This is a genomic window from Ectopseudomonas khazarica (assembly GCF_017915135.1).
Taxonomy (GTDB): domain Bacteria; phylum Pseudomonadota; class Gammaproteobacteria; order Pseudomonadales; family Pseudomonadaceae; genus Aquipseudomonas; species Aquipseudomonas khazarica.
Window position 1 is genome coordinate 4,566,933 of the sequence record NZ_CP068551.1, and the last position, 20,495, is coordinate 4,587,427.

Consider the following 20,495-nt stretch of genomic DNA (forward strand, 5'->3'; position numbering starts at 1 on the left):
TGTCTCCTGTTTACACGCGACGCTTCTTCGGCGGACGGCACCCGTTGTGCGGGATAGGCGTCACGTCGGTGATGCTGGCGATTTTGTAGCCGCAGGCGTTCAGAGCACGCACAGCGGATTCGCGACCTGGGCCTGGACCCTTGACGTTCACGTCGAGGTTCTTCAGACCGTACTCCAGTGCAGCCTGACCAGCGCGCTCGGCGGCGATCTGGGCGGCGAACGGAGTGGACTTACGCGAGCCGCGGAAGCCCGAACCACCGGAGGTAGCCCAGGACAGGGCGTTGCCCTGACGGTCGGTGATGGTCACGATAGTGTTGTTGAAAGACGCGTGGATGTGGGCGATGCCATCAACCACTGTCTTTTTGACTTTTTTACGAGTACGAGCAGCAGGTTTTGCCATGACTAAATTCCTGTCGATTCGCGAATGCGATTACTTGCGGATCGGCTTACGCGGGCCCTTACGGGTGCGAGCGTTGGTCTTGGTACGCTGACCGCGAACCGGCAGACCTTTACGATGACGCAGGCCGCGGTAGCAACCCAGATCCATCAAGCGCTTGATCTTCATATTCACTTCACGACGCAGGTCGCCTTCGGTATTCACCTTGGCTACTTCGCCACGCAGCTGTTCGATCTGCTCGTCAGTCAGATCCTTGATTTTCGCAGCCGGATTTACGCCGGTAGCGGCACAGATTTTCTGTGCAGTGGTGCGACCAACACCGAAGATGTAGGTCAGCGAGATAACAGTGTGCTTGTTATCCGGAATGTTAACGCCTGCAATACGGGCCATTCAGTGGAACTCCAATTGACAGCTACCTACGCCCCGGAAGCCAAGAAATAGGGCGCGAGATATTAACGCTGTAAAAACAAATAATCAACCCGGCAGCGCACTAGCTGCCGGGCTTATCACGCGTGGTTCACACTCAGCCTTGGCGCTGCTTGTGACGCGGCTCTGCGCTGCAGATCACCCGCACGACACCTTCGCGACGGATAATTTTGCAGTTACGGCACAGCTTTTTCACCGATGCACGAACTTTCATTACCAACTCCTCGAACCTTACGGGTGGATCAGCGGAGCATGCCGCTGCCATAACCCTTCAGGTTGGCTTTCTTCATCAGGGAATCGTACTGGTGAGACACGAGGTGAGATTGCACTTGGGACATGAAGTCCATGACAACCACGACCACGATCAGCAACGAGGTCCCGCCAAGGTAGAACGGAACGTTGGCCGCCACCACCAGGAACTGGGGCAACAGGCACACGGCCGTCATGTACAGAGCACCGAACATGGTCAAGCGGGTCAGTACGCCATCGATATAGCGTGCCGACTGCTCGCCCGGACGGATGCCCGGAATAAAGGCACCGGACTTCTTCAGGTTTTCCGCTACGTCTTTCGGGTTGAACATCAGCGCTGTGTAGAAGAAGCAGAAGAAAATGATCCCTGCACTAAACAGCAGAATGTTCAACGGCTGACCAGGAGCGATAGCCTGCGAAATGTCCTGCAGCCAGCCCAGACCTTCGGACTGACCGAACCAAGACCCCAGCGAGGCCGGGAACAGCAGAAGGCTGCTGGCGAAAATGGCCGGGATCACGCCCGCCATGTTCACCTTCAACGGCAAGTGGCTGGTCTGCGCAGCGAAGACCTTGCGGCCCTGCTGACGCTTGGCGTAGTGCACCGCAATGCGACGCTGACCACGCTCGATGAACACCACGAAACCGATGATCGCTACTGCCAGCAGGCCGATGGCAATCAGGGCGAAGATGTTGATATCGCCTTGACGGGCAGACTCGAAAGACTGCCCGATTGCCGCCGGCAGACCGGCCACGATGCCAGCAAAAATCAGCATCGAGATACCGTTGCCGACACCGCGCTCGGTGATCTGCTCGCCCAGCCACATCATGAACATCGCGCCCGCCACAAAAGTGGTGACCGCCACGAAGTGGAAGCCGAAATCGACCGAGAACGCTACGCCCTGACTGGCCAGACCAACGGACATGCCGATGGCCTGGACGAATGCCAGGGCGAGTGTGCCGTAGCGGGTGTACTGGCTGATCTTGCGACGGCCAGCTTCACCTTCCTTCTTCAACTGCTCCAGCTGCGGGCTGACGGCGGTCATCAGCTGCATGATGATCGATGCCGAGATGTACGGCATGATCCCCAGTGCAAAGATGCTCATCCGCTCCAGCGCGCCGCCGGAAAACATGTTGAACAAGCTAAGAATGGTCCCCTCATTCTGCCGGAACAGATCCGCCAGTCGGTCTGGGTTGATGCCAGGAACCGGGATGTGCGCACCTATCCGGTAGACGATGATCGCCAGGAACAGGAAGCGCAGTCGAGCCCAGAGTTCGGACAACCCGCCACCTGCCAGCGCTGAGAGAGCACCTTGCTTAGCCATTTAGTCCTCGAACTTACCGCCAGCTGCTTCGATAGCCGCACGCGCACCCTTGGTGGCGGCGATACCTTTCAGGGTGACCGCACGGGTAACCTCACCGGACAGCATGACTTTGACGCGCTGTACGTGTTGGCCTACCAGGTTGGCATCCTTCAGAGCCTGCAGAGTAACGACATCGCCTTCAACCTTGTTCAGCTCGGAGGTACGCAGTTCAGCGCGATCCATAGCCTTCAGGGAAACGAAGCCGAACTTCGGCAGACGGCGGTGCAGCGGCTGCTGACCACCCTCGAAGCCCGGAGCGATGGAGCCACCGGAGCGGGAGGTCTGACCTTTGTGACCACGGCCACCAGTCTTGCCCAGACCGCTACCGATACCACGGCCCGGACGGTGCTTTTCGCGACGGGCACCCGGCGCGGAACGCAGATCGTTCAGTTGCATGATTAACCCTCCACCTTCAGCAGGTAGTAAGCCTTGTTGATCATGCCGCGGTTTTCCGGAGTATCCAGAACCTCTACGGTGTGACCGATGCGACGCAGGCCCAGGCCCTTGACGCAAGCTTTGTGATTGGCCAGACGGCCATTGGTGCTCTTGATCAGAGTCACTTTGACGGTGTTAGCCATGGTTAGAGAATCTCCTCGACGCTCTTGCCACGCTTGGCCGCAACGGATTCCGGAGACTGCATGGTCTTCAGACCTTCGAAAGTGGCATGAACCACGTTCACCGGGTTGGTCGAGCCGTAGCACTTGGCCAGAACGTTCTGCACACCAGCCACTTCCAGCACGGCACGCATGGCGCCGCCGGCGATGATACCGGTACCTTCGGAAGCCGGCTGCATGAACACCTTGGAGGCGCCGTGAGCGGACTTGATCGGGTACTGCAGAGTGGTGCCGTTCAGATCCACCTGGATCATGTTGCGACGCGCAGCTTCCATCGCCTTCTGGATGGCAGCCGGTACTTCACGGGACTTGCCACGGCCGAAACCGACGCGACCCTTGCCATCACCCACTACGGTCAGTGCGGTGAAGGTGAAGATACGGCCACCTTTGACGGTCTTGGCAACGCGGTTAACCTGAACCAGCTTCTCGATGTAGCCTTCGTCGCGCTTTTGGTCGTTATTTGCCATAACTTAGAACTCCAGCCCGCCTTCACGAGCAGCATCAGCCAGCGCCTTGACGCGGCCGTGGTACTTGAAGCCAGAACGGTCGAATGCCACTTGAGTCACACCAGCGGCTTTCGCACGCTCAGCAACCAGCGCACCAACTTTCTTGGCTGCGTCGACGTTGCCGGTGGCGCCATCACGCAGAGCTTTGTCCAAGGTAGAGGCGCTGGCCAGAACCTTGCTGCCGTCGGCCGAGATGACCTGGGCATAGATGTGCTGCGAAGAGCGATACACGCACAGACGCACGGCTTCGAGCTCGTGCATTTTCAGGCGTGCTTTGCGAGCGCGACGCAGACGAGTAACTTTTTTGTCGGTCATTTCTCAGCCCCTTACTTCTTCTTGGCTTCTTTACGACGGACAACTTCATCCGCGTAACGAACGCCTTTGCCCTTGTACGGCTCAGGACGACGGAAGTCACGGATCTCCGCAGCCACCTGACCCACCAGTTGCTTGTCGATACCCTTGATCAGGATTTCGGTCTGGTTCGGGGTTTCGGCCACGACGCCTTCCGGCAGTTCGTAGTCGATCGGGTGGGAGAAGCCCAGAGCAAGGTTCAGCACCTGGCCTTTGGCTTGAGCTTTGTAGCCCACACCTACCAGTTGCAGCTTACGCTCGAAGCCTTGGCTGACACCGATGACCATGTTGTTCACCAGAGCGCGAGTAGTACCGGCCATGGCACGGTTCTGCTGGTCGCCGTTACGAGCAGCGAAACGCAGCTCGCTACCTTCCTGGATCACTTCCACGGACGAATGAACGTTCAGTTCCAGAGTGCCCTTGGCACCCTTCACCGAGAGCTGCTGACCGGCGAGTTTGATCTCGACACCAGCTGGCAGCGCGACGGGGTTCTTAGCAACGCGAGACATGCTTATCCCCCCTTAGAACACGGTGCAGAGCACTTCGCCGCCGACACCGGCAGCGCGCGCAGCGCGATCCGTCATCACACCTTTGTTGGTGGAGACGATGGAAACACCGAGACCGCCACGAACCTTCGGCAGGTCATCGACGGATTTGTATTGACGAAGGCCAGGACGGCTCACGCGCTTGACTTCCTCGATGACCGGACGGCCTTCGAAGTACTTCAGCTCGATGGACAGTTGTGGCTTGGCTTCGCCATTTACTTCGTAACCCGCAATGTAACCCTCGTCCTTCAGAACTTTGGCTACAGCCACCTTCAGAGTGGAAGACGGCATGCTTACGACGGACTTTTCAGCCATCTGGGCATTACGGATACGAGTTAGCATGTCCGCTAACGGGTCCTGCATACTCATGGGCTAGACGCTCCTGATACAAAAAGAACAGCCCGAGGGCTGTGGGATCATCCAAAAGCTCGGCACGGAAATACCAGGCTCAGGAGAGCCGGACATTCTAGAGACCGATCAAAAATGAAGCAAGCCCCAAAAGGGGCTTGTTCAATAAAAGGCAAAGCCGGCACAAGGCCGGCTCTGCTTTCAGCTACCGCTGATTACCAGCTGGCTTTCACCAGGCCCGGTACGTCACCGCGCATGGCGGCTTCGCGCAGCTTGTTACGCGACAGACCGAACTTGCGGTAAACGCCGTGCGGACGGCCGGTGATGCGGCAACGGTTACGCAGGCGCGAGGCGCTGGCGTCACGTGGCTGCTTCTGCAGGGCGACCTGCGCTTCCCAACGAGCTTCCGGAGTGGAGTTCGGGTTAACGATGATCGCTTTCAGCTCGGCACGCTTCTTGGCGTACTTGGCAACCGTTTGCTGACGCTTCAGCTCACGGTTCTTCATGCTCATTTTGGCCATTTTCCAGACTCCGATCAGTTGCGGAACGGGAAGTTGAAAGCACGCAGCAGAGCGCGGCCTTCATCATCGTTACGGGCAGTGGTAGTCAGGGTGATGTCCAGACCACGCAGCGCATCGATCTTGTCGTAATCGATTTCCGGGAAGATGATCTGCTCTTTCACGCCCATGCTGTAGTTGCCGCGGCCGTCGAAGGACTTGGCATTCAGGCCGCGGAAGTCACGCACGCGCGGCAGGGAGATGGACAGCAGACGATCCAGGAACTCGTACATACGCTCGCGACGCAGAGTGACCTTGACGCCAATCGGCCAGCCTTCACGAACCTTGAAACCTGCGATCGACTTGCGGGCATGAGTCACGACGACTTTCTGACCGGTGATCTTCTCGAGGTCGGCAACGGCGTTCTCGATGACTTTCTTGTCACCGATCGCTTCGCCCAGGCCCATGTTCAGGGTGATTTTGGTGATGCGCGGAACTTCCATCACGTTGGCCAGCTTCAGTTCTTCCTTCAGCTTGGGCGCGATTTCCTTCCGGTAAATCTCTTTCAGTCGTGCCATGGTGTTCTACCTATGATTCTCAAGCGCCAACCGGCTTTTGGGTGGACTTGAAGACACGAATTTTCTTGCCGTCTTCGACCTTGAAGCCAACGCGATCAGCCTTGTTGGTTTCAGAGTTGAAGATGGCAACGTTGGAAGCGTGCAGCGGCGCTTCTTTCTCGACGATACCGCCTTGAACGCCCGACATCGGGTTCGGCTTGGTGTGGCGCTTCACCAGGTTGATGCCGCCAACGACCAGACGGTCGTCAGCGAGAACCTTGAGCACCTTGCCACGCTTACCTTTGTCTTTGCCGGCGATCACGATGATCTCGTCGTCACGACGAATCTTTTGCATGTCGGATCTCCTTAAAGCACTTCAGGGGCGAGCGAGACGATCTTCATGAACTTCTCGGAACGAAGTTCACGGGTCACTGGCCCGAAAATACGGGTACCGATCGGCTCTTGCTTGTTGTTCAGCAGAACAGCAGCGTTGCCGTCGAAGCGGATGATCGAACCGTCAGCACGGCGAACGCCGTGACGGGTACGAACGACCACTGCGGTCATGACCTGACCTTTCTTCACTTTGCCGCGCGGAATTGCTTCCTTGACGGTGACCTTGATGATGTCGCCGATGCCGGCGTAGCGACGATGCGAGCCGCCCAGCACCTTGATGCACATGACGCGACGTGCACCACTGTTGTCAGCCACATCGAGCATGGATTGAGTCTGAATCATAAAATTTCTCCGACCCTTAGCTCTTAGACTTCTACGGCGCGTTCAACGACTTCAACCAGCGCCCAGGACTTGGTCTTGGACTGCGGGCGGGTTTCACGGATGGAAACCTTGTCGCCGATCTTGCACTGGTTGGATTCGTCGTGAGCGTGCAGCTTGGTCGAACGCTTGACGTATTTACCGTAGATCGGGTGCTTGACGCGACGCTCGATCAGAACGGTGATGGTCTTGTCCATCTTGTCGCTGACAACACGGCCGGTCAGCGTACGGACTGTTTTTTCAACTTCGGCCATGATCACTTACCTGCCTGCTGGCTGAGGACAGTCTTGACGCGAGCGATGTCGCGCTTCACTTGCGAGAGCAGGTGCGACTGCCCCAGCTGGCCAGTTGCCTTCTGCATACGCAGATTGAACTGGTCGCGCAGCAGCTCGAGCAGTTGCTCGTTCAGCTGCTGTGCGCTTTTTTCACGAAGTTCGGTCGCTTTCATCACATCACCGTCCGCTTAACAAAGGTGGTGGCGAGCGGCAGCTTTGCAGCAGCCAGGGCGAAGGCCTCGCGCGCCAGCTCTTCGGATACGCCTTCGATCTCGTACAGGACTTTGCCTGGCTGGATCTGGGCTACCCAGTATTCAACGCCACCCTTACCTTTACCCATACGCACTTCGAGAGGCTTCTTGGTAACCGGCTTGTCCGGGAAGACGCGGATCCAGATCTTGCCGCCACGTTTTACGTGACGAGTCAGAGCACGACGAGCGGACTCGATCTGACGAGCGGTGAGACGACCGCGGGCGACAGACTTCAGCGCGAACTCGCCGAAGCTGACTTTGCTACCGCGCTGAGCCAGACCACGGTTGTGGCCGGTCATCTGCTTGCGGAACTTCGTACGCTTTGGTTGCAACATGATGCGTACTCCTTATTTCTTAGCAGCTTTACGAGGAGCGGGCGCTTGCGGCTTCAGCTCTTCAGTGCGGCCACCAATGACCTCACCCTTGAAGATCCAAACCTTGACGCCGATCACACCGTAAGTGGTGTGCGCTTCGTAGGTGGCGTAATCGATGTCGGCACGCAGGGTGTGCAGGGGCACACGACCTTCGCGATACCACTCGGTACGAGCGATTTCAGCGCCGCCGAGACGACCACTCACCTGGATCTTGATGCCCTTGGCACCAATGCGCATGGCGTTCTGTACAGCGCGCTTCATGGCGCGACGGAACATAACGCGACGCTCCAGCTGCTGAGCTACGCTCTGCGCAACCAGCATACCGTCGAGCTCCGGCTTGCGGATCTCTTCGATGTTGATGTGCACCGGCACACCCATTTGCTTGGTCAGGTCCTGACGCAGCTTCTCAACATCTTCACCTTTCTTGCCGATCACGATGCCGGGACGAGCGGTGTGGATGGTGATGCGTGCGGTTTGAGCCGGACGAGCGATGTCGATACGGCTAACGGACGCGCTTTTTAGTTTGTCTTGCAGGTATGCACGAACCTTCAGGTCGGCATTCAGATAGTCGGCGTAATTGCGACCGTCTGCATACCAGACCGAGGTGTGATCCTTGACGATTCCCAGGCGGATGCCAACGGGATGTACTTTCTGACCCATCTGATCGACTCCGTTACTTGTCCGCAACCTTGACAGTGATATGGCAAGACCGCTTGACGATGCGATCAGCACGGCCTTTGGCACGCGGCATGATGCGCTTAAGCGAACGCCCTTCGTTGACGAAAACGGTGCTGACCTTCAGGTCATCAACGTCTGCGCCTTCGTTGTGCTCGGCGTTGGCAACGGCCGACTCCAGCACTTTCTTCATGATCTCGGCGGCTTTCTTGCTGCTGAAAGCCAGCAGGTTGAGCGCTTCGCCCACCTTCTTCCCGCGGATCTGGTCGGCGACCAGGCGAGCTTTCTGGGCGGAGATGCGAGCGCCCGACAACTTAGCGGCTACTTCCATTTCCAAACCCCTTAACGCTTGCCTTTCTTGTCGGCAACGTGACCACGATAGGTACGAGTGCCGGCAAATTCGCCCAGTTTGTGGCCGACCATGTCTTCGTTCACGAGAACCGGGACATGCTGACGACCGTTATGCACGGCGATGGTCAAACCGACCATCTGCGGCAGGATCATCGAACGACGCGACCAGGTTTTAACCGGCTTGCGATCATTCTTTTCCACCGCCGCTTCGACCTTCTTCAGTAGGTGAAGATCGATAAAAGGACCTTTTTTCAGAGAACGTGGCACTGTCGTATCCCTCTATTTACTTGCGACGACGGACGATCATGTTGTCGGTGCGCTTGTTAGCACGGGTCTTCGCGCCCTTGGTCGGGAAGCCCCATGGCGACACCGGATGACGACCACCGGAGGTACGACCTTCACCACCACCGTGCGGGTGATCAACCGGGTTCATGGCAACACCACGAACGGTCGGACGAACACCACGCCAGCGCTTGGCGCCAGCCTTACCCAGCGAACGCAGGCTGTGCTCGGAGTTCGAGACTTCGCCCAGGGTCGCACGGCACTCAGCCAGGACTTTGCGCATTTCGCCGGAGCGCAGACGCAGAGTCACATAAGCACCTTCACGCGCGATCAGCTGAGCGGAAGCACCAGCGGAACGAGCGATCTGCGCGCCTTTACCCGGCTTCAGCTCGATACCGTGAACGGTCGAACCCACCGGAATGTTGCGCAGCTGCAGGCTGTTACCGGCCTTGATCGGAGCCATGATGCCCGCGATCAGTTGGTCGCCAGCTACAACGCCTTTCGGGGCAATGATGTAGCGACGCTCACCGTCGGCGTACTTCAGCAGAGCGATGTGAGCAGTACGGTTCGGATCGTATTCCACGCGCTCGACAGTGGCAGGGATGCCATCTTTGTCGTTGCGACGGAAGTCGACCAGACGGTAATGCTGCTTGTGACCACCACCAACGTGACGCGTGGTGATACGGCCGTTGTTGTTACGACCACCGGACTTCGACTTCTTCTCGAGCAGCGGAGCGTACGGAGCGCCTTTGTGCAGCTCCTGATTGACCACCTTGACCACAAAACGGCGGCCAGCGGAAGTCGGTTTGCATTTAACGATTGCCATGATGCACCCCTTCCTTACTCAGCACTGCTGGTGAAATCGAGATCTTGGCCCGGCTGAAGGGAGATAACTGCCTTCTTCCAGTCGTTACGCTTGCCCAGACCGCGAGCGGTGCGCTTGCTCTTGCCCAGAACGTTCTGGGTAGTAACGCGCTCAACCTTCACGCTGAACAGGCTTTCGACGGCCTTCTTGATTTCCAGCTTGGTCGCATCGGTAGCGACTTTGAAAACGAACTGACCTTGCTTGTCAGCCAGAACCGTGGCCTTCTCGGAGATGTGCGGGCCAAGCAGCACTTTGAATACGCGTTCCTGGTTCATCCCAGCAGCTCCTCGAATTTCTTCACGGCCGAAACAGTGACCAGCACTTTTTCGTACGCGATCAGGCTGACCGGATCGGAACCCTGGACGTCACGTACATCGACGTGCGGCAGGTTGCGGGCAGCCAGGTACAGGTTCTGATCGACCGCGTCGGATACGATCAGCACATCGTTCAGACCCAGGCCGTTCAGCTTGCTCAGCAGAGCCTTGGTTTTCGGCGCTTCGACAGCGAAGTCTTCAACCACTACCAGACGGTCGGTACGAACCAGCTCAGCAAGGATGGAGCGCAGGGCTGCGCGGTACATCTTCTTGTTCAGCTTCTGATCATGGTTACGGGTGGACGCTGCGAAGGTCACACCACCGCCACGCCAGATCGGACCACGGGTGGTACCCGCACGAGCACGACCGGTACCCTTCTGACGCCACGGGCGCTTACCGCCACCGGAAACGTCGGAACGGGACTTCTGGCCTTTGGTGCCCTGACGGCCGCCGGCCATGTAGGCCACGACTGCTTGGTGAACCAGGGTCTCGTTGAACTCGCCACCGAAGGTCGCTTCGGACACTTCGATCGCCTGAGCGCCATTTACATTCAATTGCATCTCAGATTCTCCCCTTACGCCTTGACAGCCGGACGAACGATAACGTCGCCGCCAGTAGCGCCCGGAACGGCACCCTTGACCAGCAGCAGATTACGCTCGGCGTCTACGCGAACAACTTCCAGGGACTGCACGGTCACGCGCTCGGCGCCCATATGACCGGACATCTTCTTGCCCTTGAATACACGACCCGGGGTCTGGCACTGACCGATGGAACCCGGTACACGGTGCGAAACGGAGTTACCGTGAGTGTTGTCCTGGCCGCGGAAGTTCCAACGCTTGATGGTACCGGCGAAGCCTTTACCTTTGGACTGACCGGTCACGTCGACCAGTTGACCAGCTTGGAAAATTTCAGCGTTGATCAGATCGCCAGCCTGGTAGTCGCCTTCTTCAAGACGGAATTCCAGAACGGTACGACCTGCCGCGACGTTCGCCTTGGCGAAGTGGCCAGCTTGAGCCTTGCTAACACGCGAGGCACGACGCTCACCGACAGTGACCTGCACTGCACGATAGCCATCGGACTCCTCGTTTTTGAACTGGGTGACGCGATTCGGTTCGATCTCGATGACCGTGACCGGAATGGAGACACCTTCTTCGGTGAAAATGCGGGTCATACCGCACTTACGACCGACTACACCAATAGTCATGTTGTAAACCTCATGAGTGTACGGGGCTTTCACCCGCTATGGCCGCCCATTTCAGAGCGTTACACGACTAAAACCGCCAGGTTTTAGCCGAGGCTGATCTGCACTTCCACGCCTGCCGCAAGGTCGAGCTTCATCAGCGCATCAACGGTTTTATCCGTCGGCTGGACGATGTCCAGAACACGCTTATGAGTGCGGATTTCGTACTGATCACGCGCGTCTTTGTTGACGTGCGGGGAAATCAGAACGGTATACCGCTCCTTACGAGTAGGCAGAGGAATCGGACCACGCACCTGAGCACCAGTACGTTTCGCGGTTTCCACGATTTCCTGGGTAGATTGATCGATCAGGCGATGGTCAAAAGCCTTCAACCGAATACGGATTTGTTGGTTTTGCATTTTGACCTCAGATTCCAAGCTGCTAATCCCCACAGACGGACTACGCCCGTTCGAGGGAGGCGCAATTGTACGGATGCCCCCCAGGGGTGTCAACTTTTAACCAGTTCAAAAGAAAAGGGCCCCGAAGGGCCCCTTTCTTTCAAGCGGATCGTTGATTACTCGACGATCTTGGCAACCACGCCAGCGCCGACGGTACGACCGCCTTCGCGGATCGCGAAGCGCAGGCCGTCTTCCATGGCGATCGGCTTGATCAGGGTGACAACCATCTTGATGTTGTCGCCCGGCATTACCATCTCAACGCCTTCCGGCAGTTCGCACGAACCGGTCACGTCAGTGGTACGGAAGTAGAACTGCGGACGGTAGCCCTTGAAGAACGGGGTGTGACGACCACCTTCTTCCTTGGACAGAACGTACACTTCAGCTTCGAACTTGGTGTGCGGCTTGATGGTGCCCGGCTTGGCCAGAACCTGACCACGCTCAACTTCATCACGCTTGGTGCCGCGCAGCAGCACGCCGCAGTTCTCACCAGCACGACCTTCGTCCAGCAGCTTGCGGAACATCTCAACGCCGGTGCAGGTGGTCTTGGTGGTCGGACGCAGACCAACGATTTCGATTTCTTCCTGGATCTTGACGATACCGCGCTCTACACGACCGGTAACAACAGTACCGCGGCCGGAGATCGAGAATACGTCTTCGATCGGCATCAGGAACGGACGGTCGATGGCACGAACCGGCTCAGGAATGTAGCTGTCCAGAGTCTCGACCAGCTTCTTAACAGCGCTGGTGCCCATTTCGTTGGTGTCTTCGCCGTTCAGAGCCATCAGCGCGGAGCCGATGATGATCGGAGTGTCGTCACCCGGGAAATCGTAGGTGCTCAGCAGGTCGCGAACTTCCATCTCGACCAGTTCCAGCAGCTCAGCGTCGTCAACCATGTCGGCCTTGTTCAGGAACACGACGATGTACGGTACGCCAACCTGACGGGACAGCAGGATGTGCTCACGGGTTTGCGGCATCGGGCCGTCGGCAGCCGAGCAGACCAGGATCGCGCCGTCCATCTGGGCAGCACCGGTGATCATGTTCTTCACGTAGTCGGCGTGACCCGGGCAGTCAACGTGCGCGTAGTGACGAATGTTGGAGTCGTACTCTACGTGCGCAGTGTTGATGGTGATACCACGAGCTTTTTCTTCCGGAGCGCTGTCGATCTTGTCGAAGTCGACCTTGGCCGAACCGAAAACTTCGGAGCAGACACGGGTCAGAGCAGCGGTCAGAGTGGTCTTACCGTGGTCAACGTGACCGATGGTGCCGACGTTGACGTGCGGTTTGTTACGTTCGAATTTTTCCTTAGCCACGACAGTAAACCTCTTACTTAAAGGGCGGGATTAGCCTTGTTTTTTAACCAGTGCTTCGACGATGTTCGCCGGAGCCTCTGCGTACTTGGAGAATTCCATGGAGTAGCTGGCGCGACCCTGGGACATGGAACGAACGTCGGTAGCGTAACCAAACATCTCGCCCAGCGGAACTTCGGCACGGATGACCTTGCCGGAGACCGAATCTTCCATACCCTGGATCAGACCACGACGACGGTTCAGGTCACCCATCACGTCACCCATGTAATCCTCAGGAGTCACCACTTCCACTTTCATGATCGGCTCGAGCACCTTGCCGCCACCCTTCTGGGCCAGCTGCTTGGTCGCCATGGAGGCAGCGATCTTGAACGCCATCTCGTTGGAGTCGACGTCGTGGTAGGAACCATCGAACACGGTAGCCTTCAGGCCGATCAGCGGATAGCCGGCGACGACGCCGTTCTTCATCTGCTCTTCGATACCCTTCTGGATAGCCGGGATGTATTCCTTCGGTACCACACCACCAACGACCTCGTTAGTGAACACCAGGCCTTCAGTGATGTTGCCCTTGTCGTCCACGTCCGGAGTCGAGAAGCGAATCCAGCAGTGACCGAACTGACCGCGACCACCGGACTGACGAACGAACTTGCCTTCGATCTCGACAGCGTCCTTGGTGATGGTTTCACGATAGGAAACCTGCGGCTTACCGATGTTGGCTTCAACGTTGAACTCGCGCTTCATGCGGTCAACGAGAATGTCCAGGTGCAGCTCACCCATACCGGAGATGATGGTCTGACCGGTTTCCTCGTCAGTCTTGACGCGGAACGACGGGTCTTCCTGAGCGAGCTTGCCCAGAGCGATACCCATCTTCTCCTGGTCAGCCTTGGTTTTCGGCTCTACAGCTACCGAAATCACCGGCTCCGGGAAGTCCATACGCTCGAGGATGATCTGCTTCTCGGGATCGCACAGGGTTTCACCAGTGGTGACGTCCTTCATGCCGATCAGAGCAGCGATGTCACCAGCGCGTACTTCTTTGATCTCTTCACGCTGGTTGGCGTGCATCTGCACCATACGACCAACGCGCTCTTTCTTGCCCTTCACGGAGTTGATGACCGACTGGCCAGACTCCAGAACGCCCGAGTAGACGCGAACGAAGGTCAGGGTACCGACGAACGGGTCGGTCGCGATCTTGAACGCCAGAGCCGAGAACGGCTCGTTGTCATCCGCGTGACGCTCGTCGTAGTCCGACTCTTCCATCTGCTCTTTCGGCTTCTCGGCCAGATCCGGGTGGATACCCTTGATCGCCGGGATCTCGGTCGGAGCAGGCAGGAAGTCGATGACGGCGTCCAGAACCAGGGGAACGCCCTTGTTCTTGAACGAAGAACCGCAGACAGCAGGAACGATCTCGCTCGCCAGAGTACGGGCGCGCAGACCAGCCTTGATGTCGTCGACGGACAGGTCACCTTCTTCGAGGTACTTGTTCATCAGCTCTTCGTTGGCCTCGGCAGCAGCCTCGACCATGTTGGAGCGCCATTCGTTGGCCAGGTCCACCAGCTCCGCAGGAATCTCTTCCTCGCGATAGGTAGTGCCCTTGTCGTCATCGTTCCAGTAGATGGCTTTCATCTTGATCAGGTCGACCTGACCCTGGAAGTTGTCCTCGGCACCGATGGCGATCTGGATTGGAACCGGGGTGTGACCCAGACGGTTCTTGATCTGACCGACGACGCGCAGGAAGTTGGCACCGGCACGGTCCATCTTGTTCACGTAGACGATACGCGGAACACCGTACTTGTTGGCCTGACGCCATACGGTTTCGGACTGCGGCTCAACGCCCGAAGTACCGCAGAACACGACGACGGCACCGTCGAGTACGCGCAGGGAGCGCTCTACTTCGATGGTGAAGTCAACGTGACCGGGGGTATCGATGACGTTTACGCGGTACTTGTCGTACTGACGACGAGAACCTTCCCAGAAGGTGGTGATCGCAGCAGAAGTAATGGTAATACCACGCTCCTGCTCCTGAACCATCCAGTCGGTGGTCGCGGCGCCATCATGCACCTCGCCCATCTTGTGGCTCAGGCCTGTGTAGAACAGGATCCGCTCGGTAGTGGTGGTCTTGCCCGCGTCAACGTGGGCACAGATACCGATGTTACGGTAGCGGTTAATTGCTGTATTACGAGCCATAAAGCCCTCGCAAGGTTAGTGGAGCCGGAATTAGAAGCGGTAGTGCGAGAAAGCCTTGTTGGCTTCAGCCATACGGTGCACGTCTTCACGCTTCTTGACAGCAGCGCCTTTGCCTTCAGCAGCATCCAGCAACTCACCAGCCAGACGCAGAGCCATGGACTTCTCACCACGCTTGCGCGCGTAGTCCACCAGCCAGCGCATGGCCAGAGCGTTACGACGGGACGGACGAACTTCGACCGGAACCTGGTAGGTAGCACCGCCTACACGGCGGGACTTGACTTCGACCAGCGGAGCGATGGCGTCGAGAGCTTTCTCGAAGATCTCCAGGGGATCGCTGTTCTTACGTGCTTTGACAGTGTCCAGAGCACCGTAAACGATGCGCTCGGCCACGGCCTTCTTGCCGCTTTCCATCACGTGGTTCATGAATTTGGCGAGGATCTGGCTTCCGTATTTCGGATCGTCCAGGATCTCACGCTTGGCTGCTACACGACGTCTTGGCATTGATAAGCCCTCAAACGGTCTTCAGGTTAGCTCGGGACCAACGGCGAACGCCGCGCCCGACCTTACTCTTATCGACTCAACTAAATAAAAAGGATCAAGCGGCCTTATTTCGGACGCTTGGTACCGTACTTGGAACGACCCTGCTTACGGTCTTTGACGCCGGAGGTATCCAGCGAACCACGCACGGTGTGGTAGCGCACACCCGGAAGGTCTTTTACACGACCGCCACGGATCAGCACGACGCTGTGCTCTTGCAGGTTGTGGCCTTCACCGCCGATGTACGAAGACACTTCGTAGCCGTTGGTCAGACGCACGCGGCATACTTTACGCAGTGCCGAGTTAGGTTTCTTCGGCGTGGTGGTGTACACGCGGGTGCACACGCCACGACGCTGCGGGCAGTTCTGCAGCGCAGGCACGTCGGATTTCTCGACGATGCGCTTACGCGGCTGACGTACCAGCTGGTTGATAGTTGCCATCTACTAGCTCCACTGTTGTCTTTCGACGCTCACAAATAAAGATGGCAGAGCCAAACGCCCTGCCAAATTTAGGGGTGCATGAGTCTAAAGAGACTCACGCCCCCAGTCAAGGCAAAGCCCCGCCAGCGAACTGACAGGGCTTCGACTCAATTTCCGCTGGAGTTCAGCGCTTCGGTCAGTGCGGCTTCGACCTCACTGGCGCTGACGCGGACCGGCTTGTCGGCATCACGCTTGCGCTTGCGCTCGCTGTGATAGGCCAGGCCGGTACCAGCCGGGATCAGACGACCCACGACCACGTTCTCTTTCAGGCCACGCAGGTAGTCGCGCTTGCCAGTAACCGCCGCCTCGGTGAGGACGCGGGTGGTTTCCTGGAAGGAAGCCGCCGAGATGAACGACTCGGTGGACAGCGACGCCTTGGTGATACCCAGCAGTACGCGGGTGTACTTGGCGATGAACTTGTCTTCCTCGGCCAGACGCTCGTTCTCGCCCAGAACCTGGGTGAGCTCCATCTGGTCGCCCTTGATGAAGGACGAATCGCCGGACTCGCTGACTTCGACCTTGCGCAGCATCTGACGCAGGATGGTCTCGATGTGCTTGTCGTTGATCTTCACGCCCTGCAGACGGTAAACGTCCTGGATCTCGTTGACGATGTACTTGGCCAGCGCGCTGACGCCCAGCAGACGCAGGATGTCGTGCGGATCGCTCGGACCGTCGGAGATGACTTCACCCTTGTTGACCTGTTCACCTTCGAACACGTTCAGGTGACGCCACTTCGGAATCAGCTCCTCGTACGGATCGCTGCCATCGGTCGGAGTGATGACCAGACGGCGCTTGCCCTTGGTCTCCTTGCCGAACGAGATGGTGCCGCTGATCTCCGCCAGGATCGAAGCTTCCTTCGGACGACGGGCTTCGAACAGGTCGGCAACGCGCGGCAGACCACCGGTGATGTCGCGGGTCTTCGAGGTTTCCTGCGGGATACGGGCGATAACGTCACCGACCGCGATCTGCGCACCATCCGCCACGCCGACCAGGGCGTTGGCAGGCAGGAAGTACTGAGCCGGTACGTCGGTACCCGGCAGCAGCAGTTCCTTGCCGTTGGCGTCGACCATCTTGATGGCCGGACGAATGTCCTTGCCAGCAGCCGGACGATCCTTCGGATCCATCACCTCGATGTTGGTCAGACCGGTCAGTTCGTCGGTCTGGCGCTTGATGGTGATGCCCTCCTCCATGCCGACGAAGGTCACGATACCCTTCATTTCGGTCACGATCGGGTGGGTGTGCGGGTCCCACTTGGCGACGATGGCGCCAGCGTCGACCTTGTCGCCTTCCTTCACGGAAATCACGGCACCGTACGGCAGCTTGTAGCGCTCGCGCTCACGACCGAACTCGTCGGCCACGGCCAGCTCACCGGAACGGGAAACCGCTACCAGGTTGCCGTCGACACGCTCGACGTGCTTCAGGTTGTGCAGACGGATCGCACCACCGTTCTTCACCTGGACGCTGTCGGCAGCCGAGGTACGGCTTGCAGCACCACCGATGTGGAAGGTACGCATGGTCAGCTGGGTACCCGGCTCACCGATCGACTGGGCAGCGATAACGCCGACCGCCTCACCGATGTTGACCTGGTGACCACGGGCCAGATCGCGGCCGTAGCACGCGGAGCAGATGCCGTAGCGGGTTTCGCAGGTGATCGGCGAACGCACGACCACTTCGTCGACGCTGTTCAGCTCGATGAACTCGACCCACTGCTCGTCGATCAGGGTACCGGCCGGCACGATGATCTCGTCGCTGCCCGGCTTCGGCACGTCCTTGGCGATGACACGACCCAGAACGCGCTCACCGAGCGGCTCGACCACGTCGCCGCCTTCGATGTGCGGAGTCATCAGCAGACCATGCTCGGTGCCGCAGTCGACCTCGGTCACCACCAGATCCTGGGCCACGTCGACCAGACGACGGGTCAGGTAACCGGAGTTCGCGGTCTTCAGTGCGGTATCCGCCAGACCTTTACGAGCACCGTGGGTGGAGATGAAGTACTGCAGAACCGACAGACCTTCACGGAAGTTCGCCGTGATCGGCGTTTCGATGATGGAACCGTCCGGCTTGGCCATCAGACCACGCATACCGGCCAGCTGACGAATCTGGGCGGCGGAACCCCGCGCACCGGAGTCGGCCATCATGTACATGGAGTTGAAGGACTCCTGCTCGACGGTCTTGCCTTCGCGATCGACCACCGGCTCTTTCGAGAGGTTGGCCATCATCGCCTTGGAGACTTCGTCGTTGGCCTTCGACCACAGGTCGATCACCTTGTTGTACTTCTCGCCCTGGGTAACCAGGCCGGAGGCGTACTGCGATTCGATTTCCTTCACTTCCTCGGTGGCGGCATCGATGATGCGCGCCTTTTCATCCGGGATGACGAAGTCGTTCACGCCGATCGACACACCGGAGATGGTCGAGTAGGCGAAACCGGTGTACATCAGCTGGTCGGCGAAGATGACGGTGTCCTTCAGACCCACGGTGCGGTAGCACTGGTTGATCAGCTTGGAGATCGCCTTCTTCTTCATCGGCTGGTTGACCACGTCGTAGGACAGGCCGGCCGGTACCACCTGGAACAGCAGCGCGCGGCCGACAGTGGTGTCGACGATGCGGGTGTTCTTGCTGATCGAACCGTCTTTCTCTTTGACGGTTTCGTTGATACGCACTTTCACACGGGCGTGCAGGGAAGCTTCGCCGGCGCGGAACACGCGGTCGACTTCCTGCAGGTCGGCGAATACGCGACCTTCACCCTTGGCGTTCACCGCTTCACGGGTCATGTAGTACAGACCCAGAACCACGTCCTGCGACGGTACGATGATCGGCTCGCCGTTGGCGGGCGAGAGGATGTTGTTGGTCGACATCATCAGCGCGCGCGCTTCCAGCTGGGCCTCGAGGGTCAGCGGCACGTGCACGGCCATCTGGTCACCGTCGAAGTCGGCGTTGTACGCGGCGCAGACCAGCGGGTGCAGCTGGATGGCCTTGCCTTCGATCAGAACCGGCTCGAACGCCTGGATACCGAGACGGTGCAGGGTCGGTGCACGGTTGAGCAGCACGGGATGTTCGCGGATGACTTCGGCGAGAACGTCCCAGACCTCGGGCAGTTCGCGCTCGACCATCTTCTTGGCCGCCTTGATGGTGGTCGCCAGACCACGGGCTTCCAGCTTGCCGAAGATGAACGGCTTGAACAGTTCCAGAGCCATCTTCTTCGGCAGACCGCACTGGTGCAGGCGCAGGGTCGGGCCCACGGTAATAACGGAACGACCGGAGTAGTCCACGCGCTTACCGAGCAGGTTCTGACGGAAGCGACCTTGCTTACCTTTGATCATGTCGGCCAGCGACTTCAGCGGACGCTTGTTCGAGCCAGTGATGGCGCGACCGCGACGGCCGTTGTCGAGCAGGGCGTCGACCGCTTCCTGCAGCATGCGCTTTTCGTTGCGCACGATGATGTCCGGCGCCGACAGATCGAGCAGGCGCTTCAGACGGTTGTTACGGTTGATCACGCGGCGATACAGATCGTTCAGATCCGAAGTCGCGAAGCGGCCACCATCCAGCGGCACCAGCGGACGCAGGTCCGGCGGCAGAACCGGCAGAACGGTCAGGACCATCCACTCCGGCAGGTTGCCGGAGTCCTTGAAGGCTTCCATCAGCTTCAGGCGCTTGGACAGCTTCTTGATCTTGGTCTCGGAGTTGGTCTGCGGAATCTCTTCACGCAGGCGGCCGATCTCGTGATCCAGGTCGATGGCGTGCAGCAGCTCGCGCACGGCTTCGGCGCCCATGCGCGCGTCGAAGTCGTCACCGAACTCTTCGAGGGCTTCGAAGTATTGCTCGTCGTTCAGCAGCTGACCCTTCTCGAGGGTGGTCATGCCCGGATCGATCACCACGTAGCTCTCGAAGTAGAGCACGCGCTCGATGTCACGCAGGGTCATGTCCATCAGCAGGCCGATACGGGACGGCAGCGACTTCAGGAACCAGATGTGGGCGACCGGCGAGGCCAGTTCGATGTGCGCCATGCGCTCACGACGAACCTTGGCCAGCGCGACTTCAACGCCGCACTTCTCGCAGATCACACCGCGGTGCTTGAGGCGCTTGTACTTGCCGCACAGGCACTCGTAGTCCTTGACCGGGCCAAAGATCTTGGCGCAGAACAGGCCGTCGCGCTCTGGCTTGAAGGTACGGTAGTTGATGGTTTCCGGCTTTTTAACTTCACCGAACGACCACGAACGGATCATCTCAGGCGAGGCCAACCCGATGCGGATGGCGTCGAACTCTTCGATCTGACCCTGGTTTTTCAGCAAATTCAGTAGGTCTTTCAAGGCCTTTCCTCCTGGCGGAGCGGAGAGCGGGCTAACC

Annotated in this window: 30 protein-coding genes; all 30 read right to left on the minus strand. The window is 58.6% G+C overall.

Annotated features, from left to right (window positions below; translation table 11 throughout):
• Positions 1-10 precede the first annotated feature (10 nt).
• The gene (gene rpsK, locus JLK41_RS21520) at positions 11-400 is read right to left on the minus strand and encodes a 30S ribosomal protein S11 (protein WP_003243933.1); all 390 of its coding nucleotides are present in this window, start codon (positions 398-400) and stop codon (positions 11-13) included.
• Between the two features lie 30 nt (positions 401-430).
• A complete protein-coding gene (gene rpsM, locus JLK41_RS21525) occupies positions 431-787 on the minus strand; it encodes a 30S ribosomal protein S13 (RefSeq protein WP_003463275.1) in 357 nt (118 codons plus the stop codon).
• 133 nt (positions 788-920) lie between these two features.
• Complete coding sequence (rpmJ, locus tag JLK41_RS21530) at positions 921-1,037, minus strand: 50S ribosomal protein L36 (RefSeq protein ID WP_002555468.1); 117 nt, start codon at positions 1,035-1,037, stop codon at positions 921-923.
• Positions 1,038-1,065: 28 nt separating this feature from the next.
• Positions 1,066-2,394 carry a preprotein translocase subunit SecY gene (gene secY / locus JLK41_RS21535; protein WP_037055730.1) on the minus strand — a complete coding sequence of 443 codons (1,329 nt, stop codon included), beginning with the start codon at positions 2,392-2,394 and terminating at the stop codon, positions 1,066-1,068.
• Complete coding sequence (rplO, locus tag JLK41_RS21540) at positions 2,395-2,829, minus strand: 50S ribosomal protein L15 (RefSeq protein ID WP_037055727.1); 435 nt, start codon at positions 2,827-2,829, stop codon at positions 2,395-2,397.
• A gap of 2 nt (positions 2,830-2,831) precedes the next feature.
• Positions 2,832-3,011: a 50S ribosomal protein L30 gene (gene rpmD / locus JLK41_RS21545; protein WP_003243922.1), complete on the minus strand. Its 180-nt coding sequence runs from the start codon at positions 3,009-3,011 to the stop codon at positions 2,832-2,834.
• A 2-nt stretch (positions 3,012-3,013) separates the two neighbouring features.
• Positions 3,014-3,514, minus strand: a complete 501-nt coding sequence (gene rpsE, locus JLK41_RS21550) for a 30S ribosomal protein S5 (protein WP_037055724.1) — start codon at positions 3,512-3,514, stop codon at positions 3,014-3,016.
• Positions 3,515-3,517: 3 nt separating this feature from the next.
• The gene (gene rplR / locus JLK41_RS21555; RefSeq protein ID WP_017675612.1) at positions 3,518-3,868 is read right to left on the minus strand and encodes a 50S ribosomal protein L18; all 351 of its coding nucleotides are present in this window, start codon (positions 3,866-3,868) and stop codon (positions 3,518-3,520) included.
• Positions 3,869-3,879: 11 nt separating this feature from the next.
• Entirely contained in the window at positions 3,880-4,413 is a 534-nt protein-coding gene (gene rplF, locus JLK41_RS21560) for a 50S ribosomal protein L6 (protein WP_037055721.1), read from the minus strand.
• Positions 4,414-4,425: 12 nt separating this feature from the next.
• Positions 4,426-4,818, minus strand: coding sequence for a 30S ribosomal protein S8 (gene rpsH, locus JLK41_RS21565; RefSeq protein WP_003243915.1), 393 nt, complete (start codon positions 4,816-4,818; stop codon positions 4,426-4,428).
• A gap of 194 nt (positions 4,819-5,012) precedes the next feature.
• Positions 5,013-5,318 (minus strand): 30S ribosomal protein S14, encoded by a 306-nt coding sequence (gene rpsN, locus JLK41_RS21570; protein ID WP_037055718.1) that lies wholly within the window; start codon positions 5,316-5,318, stop codon positions 5,013-5,015.
• Between the two features lie 14 nt (positions 5,319-5,332).
• Positions 5,333-5,872 carry a 50S ribosomal protein L5 gene (rplE, locus tag JLK41_RS21575; protein ID WP_003243911.1) on the minus strand — a complete coding sequence of 180 codons (540 nt, stop codon included), beginning with the start codon at positions 5,870-5,872 and terminating at the stop codon, positions 5,333-5,335.
• A 19-nt stretch (positions 5,873-5,891) separates the two neighbouring features.
• Positions 5,892-6,206 (minus strand): 50S ribosomal protein L24, encoded by a 315-nt coding sequence (gene rplX / locus JLK41_RS21580; RefSeq protein ID WP_003463290.1) that lies wholly within the window; start codon positions 6,204-6,206, stop codon positions 5,892-5,894.
• Positions 6,207-6,217: 11 nt separating this feature from the next.
• Positions 6,218-6,586, minus strand: a complete 369-nt coding sequence (gene rplN / locus JLK41_RS21585; RefSeq protein WP_003243907.1) for a 50S ribosomal protein L14 — start codon at positions 6,584-6,586, stop codon at positions 6,218-6,220.
• A gap of 23 nt (positions 6,587-6,609) precedes the next feature.
• Positions 6,610-6,876 carry a 30S ribosomal protein S17 gene (rpsQ, locus tag JLK41_RS21590; protein ID WP_003243904.1) on the minus strand — a complete coding sequence of 89 codons (267 nt, stop codon included), beginning with the start codon at positions 6,874-6,876 and terminating at the stop codon, positions 6,610-6,612.
• A gap of 2 nt (positions 6,877-6,878) precedes the next feature.
• Positions 6,879-7,070: a 50S ribosomal protein L29 gene (gene rpmC, locus JLK41_RS21595; RefSeq protein ID WP_003243902.1), complete on the minus strand. Its 192-nt coding sequence runs from the start codon at positions 7,068-7,070 to the stop codon at positions 6,879-6,881.
• Entirely contained in the window at positions 7,070-7,483 is a 414-nt protein-coding gene (gene rplP / locus JLK41_RS21600) for a 50S ribosomal protein L16 (RefSeq protein ID WP_003243901.1), read from the minus strand. The genes rpmC and rplP overlap by 1 nt, the downstream gene beginning before the upstream one ends.
• Positions 7,484-7,495: 12 nt before the next feature.
• On the minus strand, positions 7,496-8,182 hold the full coding sequence (gene rpsC / locus JLK41_RS21605) for a 30S ribosomal protein S3 (RefSeq protein ID WP_003243898.1): 687 nt from the start codon (positions 8,180-8,182) through the stop codon (positions 7,496-7,498).
• A gap of 13 nt (positions 8,183-8,195) precedes the next feature.
• Complete coding sequence (gene rplV / locus JLK41_RS21610; RefSeq protein WP_003103908.1) at positions 8,196-8,528, minus strand: 50S ribosomal protein L22; 333 nt, start codon at positions 8,526-8,528, stop codon at positions 8,196-8,198.
• 11 nt (positions 8,529-8,539) lie between these two features.
• The gene (rpsS, locus tag JLK41_RS21615) at positions 8,540-8,815 is read right to left on the minus strand and encodes a 30S ribosomal protein S19 (protein ID WP_003243896.1); all 276 of its coding nucleotides are present in this window, start codon (positions 8,813-8,815) and stop codon (positions 8,540-8,542) included.
• A 16-nt stretch (positions 8,816-8,831) separates the two neighbouring features.
• A complete protein-coding gene (gene rplB / locus JLK41_RS21620; RefSeq protein ID WP_037055713.1) occupies positions 8,832-9,656 on the minus strand; it encodes a 50S ribosomal protein L2 in 825 nt (274 codons plus the stop codon).
• 14 nt (positions 9,657-9,670) lie between these two features.
• Positions 9,671-9,970 (minus strand): 50S ribosomal protein L23, encoded by a 300-nt coding sequence (gene rplW / locus JLK41_RS21625; RefSeq protein WP_021444331.1) that lies wholly within the window; start codon positions 9,968-9,970, stop codon positions 9,671-9,673.
• Positions 9,967-10,569, minus strand: coding sequence for a 50S ribosomal protein L4 (gene rplD / locus JLK41_RS21630; protein WP_037055711.1), 603 nt, complete (start codon positions 10,567-10,569; stop codon positions 9,967-9,969). Before rplD ends, rplW begins: the two co-directional genes overlap by 4 nt.
• A gap of 14 nt (positions 10,570-10,583) precedes the next feature.
• Entirely contained in the window at positions 10,584-11,213 is a 630-nt protein-coding gene (gene rplC, locus JLK41_RS21635) for a 50S ribosomal protein L3 (protein ID WP_013717347.1), read from the minus strand.
• 83 nt (positions 11,214-11,296) lie between these two features.
• The gene (rpsJ, locus tag JLK41_RS21640) at positions 11,297-11,608 is read right to left on the minus strand and encodes a 30S ribosomal protein S10 (RefSeq protein ID WP_003243886.1); all 312 of its coding nucleotides are present in this window, start codon (positions 11,606-11,608) and stop codon (positions 11,297-11,299) included.
• 155 nt (positions 11,609-11,763) lie between these two features.
• Positions 11,764-12,957, minus strand: coding sequence for an elongation factor Tu (gene tuf / locus JLK41_RS21645; protein ID WP_134675806.1), 1,194 nt, complete (start codon positions 12,955-12,957; stop codon positions 11,764-11,766).
• A 30-nt stretch (positions 12,958-12,987) separates the two neighbouring features.
• On the minus strand, positions 12,988-15,135 hold the full coding sequence (fusA, locus tag JLK41_RS21650; RefSeq protein WP_037057235.1) for an elongation factor G: 2,148 nt from the start codon (positions 15,133-15,135) through the stop codon (positions 12,988-12,990).
• A gap of 30 nt (positions 15,136-15,165) precedes the next feature.
• The gene (rpsG, locus tag JLK41_RS21655) at positions 15,166-15,636 is read right to left on the minus strand and encodes a 30S ribosomal protein S7 (protein WP_003246741.1); all 471 of its coding nucleotides are present in this window, start codon (positions 15,634-15,636) and stop codon (positions 15,166-15,168) included.
• A 104-nt stretch (positions 15,637-15,740) separates the two neighbouring features.
• Entirely contained in the window at positions 15,741-16,112 is a 372-nt protein-coding gene (rpsL, locus tag JLK41_RS21660; protein WP_004373429.1) for a 30S ribosomal protein S12, read from the minus strand.
• A gap of 146 nt (positions 16,113-16,258) precedes the next feature.
• Positions 16,259-20,458, minus strand: a complete 4,200-nt coding sequence (rpoC, locus tag JLK41_RS21665; protein ID WP_037057238.1) for a DNA-directed RNA polymerase subunit beta' — start codon at positions 20,456-20,458, stop codon at positions 16,259-16,261.
• Positions 20,459-20,495 lie beyond the last annotated feature (37 nt).

What these genes read in the sequence shown, in the direction of transcription:
- rpsL (WP_004373429.1), bottom strand. Translation starts at nt 16,112, where the DNA reads ATGGCAACTATCAACCAGCTGGTACGTCAGCCGCGTAAGCGCATCGTC.
- rpsN (WP_037055718.1), bottom strand. Translation starts at nt 5,318, where the DNA reads ATGGCCAAAATGAGCATGAAGAACCGTGAGCTGAAGCGTCAGCAAACG.
- rpsK (WP_003243933.1), bottom strand. Translation starts at nt 400, where the DNA reads ATGGCAAAACCTGCTGCTCGTACTCGTAAAAAAGTCAAAAAGACAGTG.
- rpsQ (WP_003243904.1), bottom strand. Translation starts at nt 6,876, where the DNA reads ATGGCCGAAGTTGAAAAAACAGTCCGTACGCTGACCGGCCGTGTTGTC.
- fusA (WP_037057235.1), bottom strand. Translation starts at nt 15,135, where the DNA reads ATGGCTCGTAATACAGCAATTAACCGCTACCGTAACATCGGTATCTGT.
- rplW (WP_021444331.1), bottom strand. Translation starts at nt 9,970, where the DNA reads ATGAACCAGGAACGCGTATTCAAAGTGCTGCTTGGCCCGCACATCTCC.
- rpmJ (WP_002555468.1), bottom strand. Translation starts at nt 1,037, where the DNA reads ATGAAAGTTCGTGCATCGGTGAAAAAGCTGTGCCGTAACTGCAAAATT.
- rplF (WP_037055721.1), bottom strand. Translation starts at nt 4,413, where the DNA reads ATGTCTCGCGTTGCTAAGAACCCCGTCGCGCTGCCAGCTGGTGTCGAG.
- rpmD (WP_003243922.1), bottom strand. Translation starts at nt 3,011, where the DNA reads ATGGCTAACACCGTCAAAGTGACTCTGATCAAGAGCACCAATGGCCGT.
- rplE (WP_003243911.1), bottom strand. Translation starts at nt 5,872, where the DNA reads ATGGCACGACTGAAAGAGATTTACCGGAAGGAAATCGCGCCCAAGCTG.
- rpsC (WP_003243898.1), bottom strand. Translation starts at nt 8,182, where the DNA reads ATGGGTCAGAAAGTACATCCCGTTGGCATCCGCCTGGGAATCGTCAAG.
- rpsG (WP_003246741.1), bottom strand. Translation starts at nt 15,636, where the DNA reads ATGCCAAGACGTCGTGTAGCAGCCAAGCGTGAGATCCTGGACGATCCG.
- rplP (WP_003243901.1), bottom strand. Translation starts at nt 7,483, where the DNA reads ATGTTGCAACCAAAGCGTACGAAGTTCCGCAAGCAGATGACCGGCCAC.
- rplB (WP_037055713.1), bottom strand. Translation starts at nt 9,656, where the DNA reads ATGGCAATCGTTAAATGCAAACCGACTTCCGCTGGCCGCCGTTTTGTG.
- rplV (WP_003103908.1), bottom strand. Translation starts at nt 8,528, where the DNA reads ATGGAAGTAGCCGCTAAGTTGTCGGGCGCTCGCATCTCCGCCCAGAAA.
- rpmC (WP_003243902.1), bottom strand. Translation starts at nt 7,070, where the DNA reads ATGAAAGCGACCGAACTTCGTGAAAAAAGCGCACAGCAGCTGAACGAG.
- rplO (WP_037055727.1), bottom strand. Translation starts at nt 2,829, where the DNA reads ATGCAACTGAACGATCTGCGTTCCGCGCCGGGTGCCCGTCGCGAAAAG.
- secY (WP_037055730.1), bottom strand. Translation starts at nt 2,394, where the DNA reads ATGGCTAAGCAAGGTGCTCTCTCAGCGCTGGCAGGTGGCGGGTTGTCC.
- rpsJ (WP_003243886.1), bottom strand. Translation starts at nt 11,608, where the DNA reads ATGCAAAACCAACAAATCCGTATTCGGTTGAAGGCTTTTGACCATCGC.
- rplD (WP_037055711.1), bottom strand. Translation starts at nt 10,569, where the DNA reads ATGCAATTGAATGTAAATGGCGCTCAGGCGATCGAAGTGTCCGAAGCG.
- rplN (WP_003243907.1), bottom strand. Translation starts at nt 6,586, where the DNA reads ATGATTCAGACTCAATCCATGCTCGATGTGGCTGACAACAGTGGTGCA.
- rpsE (WP_037055724.1), bottom strand. Translation starts at nt 3,514, where the DNA reads ATGGCAAATAACGACCAAAAGCGCGACGAAGGCTACATCGAGAAGCTG.
- rplX (WP_003463290.1), bottom strand. Translation starts at nt 6,206, where the DNA reads ATGCAAAAGATTCGTCGTGACGACGAGATCATCGTGATCGCCGGCAAA.
- rpsH (WP_003243915.1), bottom strand. Translation starts at nt 4,818, where the DNA reads ATGAGTATGCAGGACCCGTTAGCGGACATGCTAACTCGTATCCGTAAT.
- rplR (WP_017675612.1), bottom strand. Translation starts at nt 3,868, where the DNA reads ATGACCGACAAAAAAGTTACTCGTCTGCGTCGCGCTCGCAAAGCACGC.
- rpsM (WP_003463275.1), bottom strand. Translation starts at nt 787, where the DNA reads ATGGCCCGTATTGCAGGCGTTAACATTCCGGATAACAAGCACACTGTT.
- rplC (WP_013717347.1), bottom strand. Translation starts at nt 11,213, where the DNA reads ATGACTATTGGTGTAGTCGGTCGTAAGTGCGGTATGACCCGCATTTTC.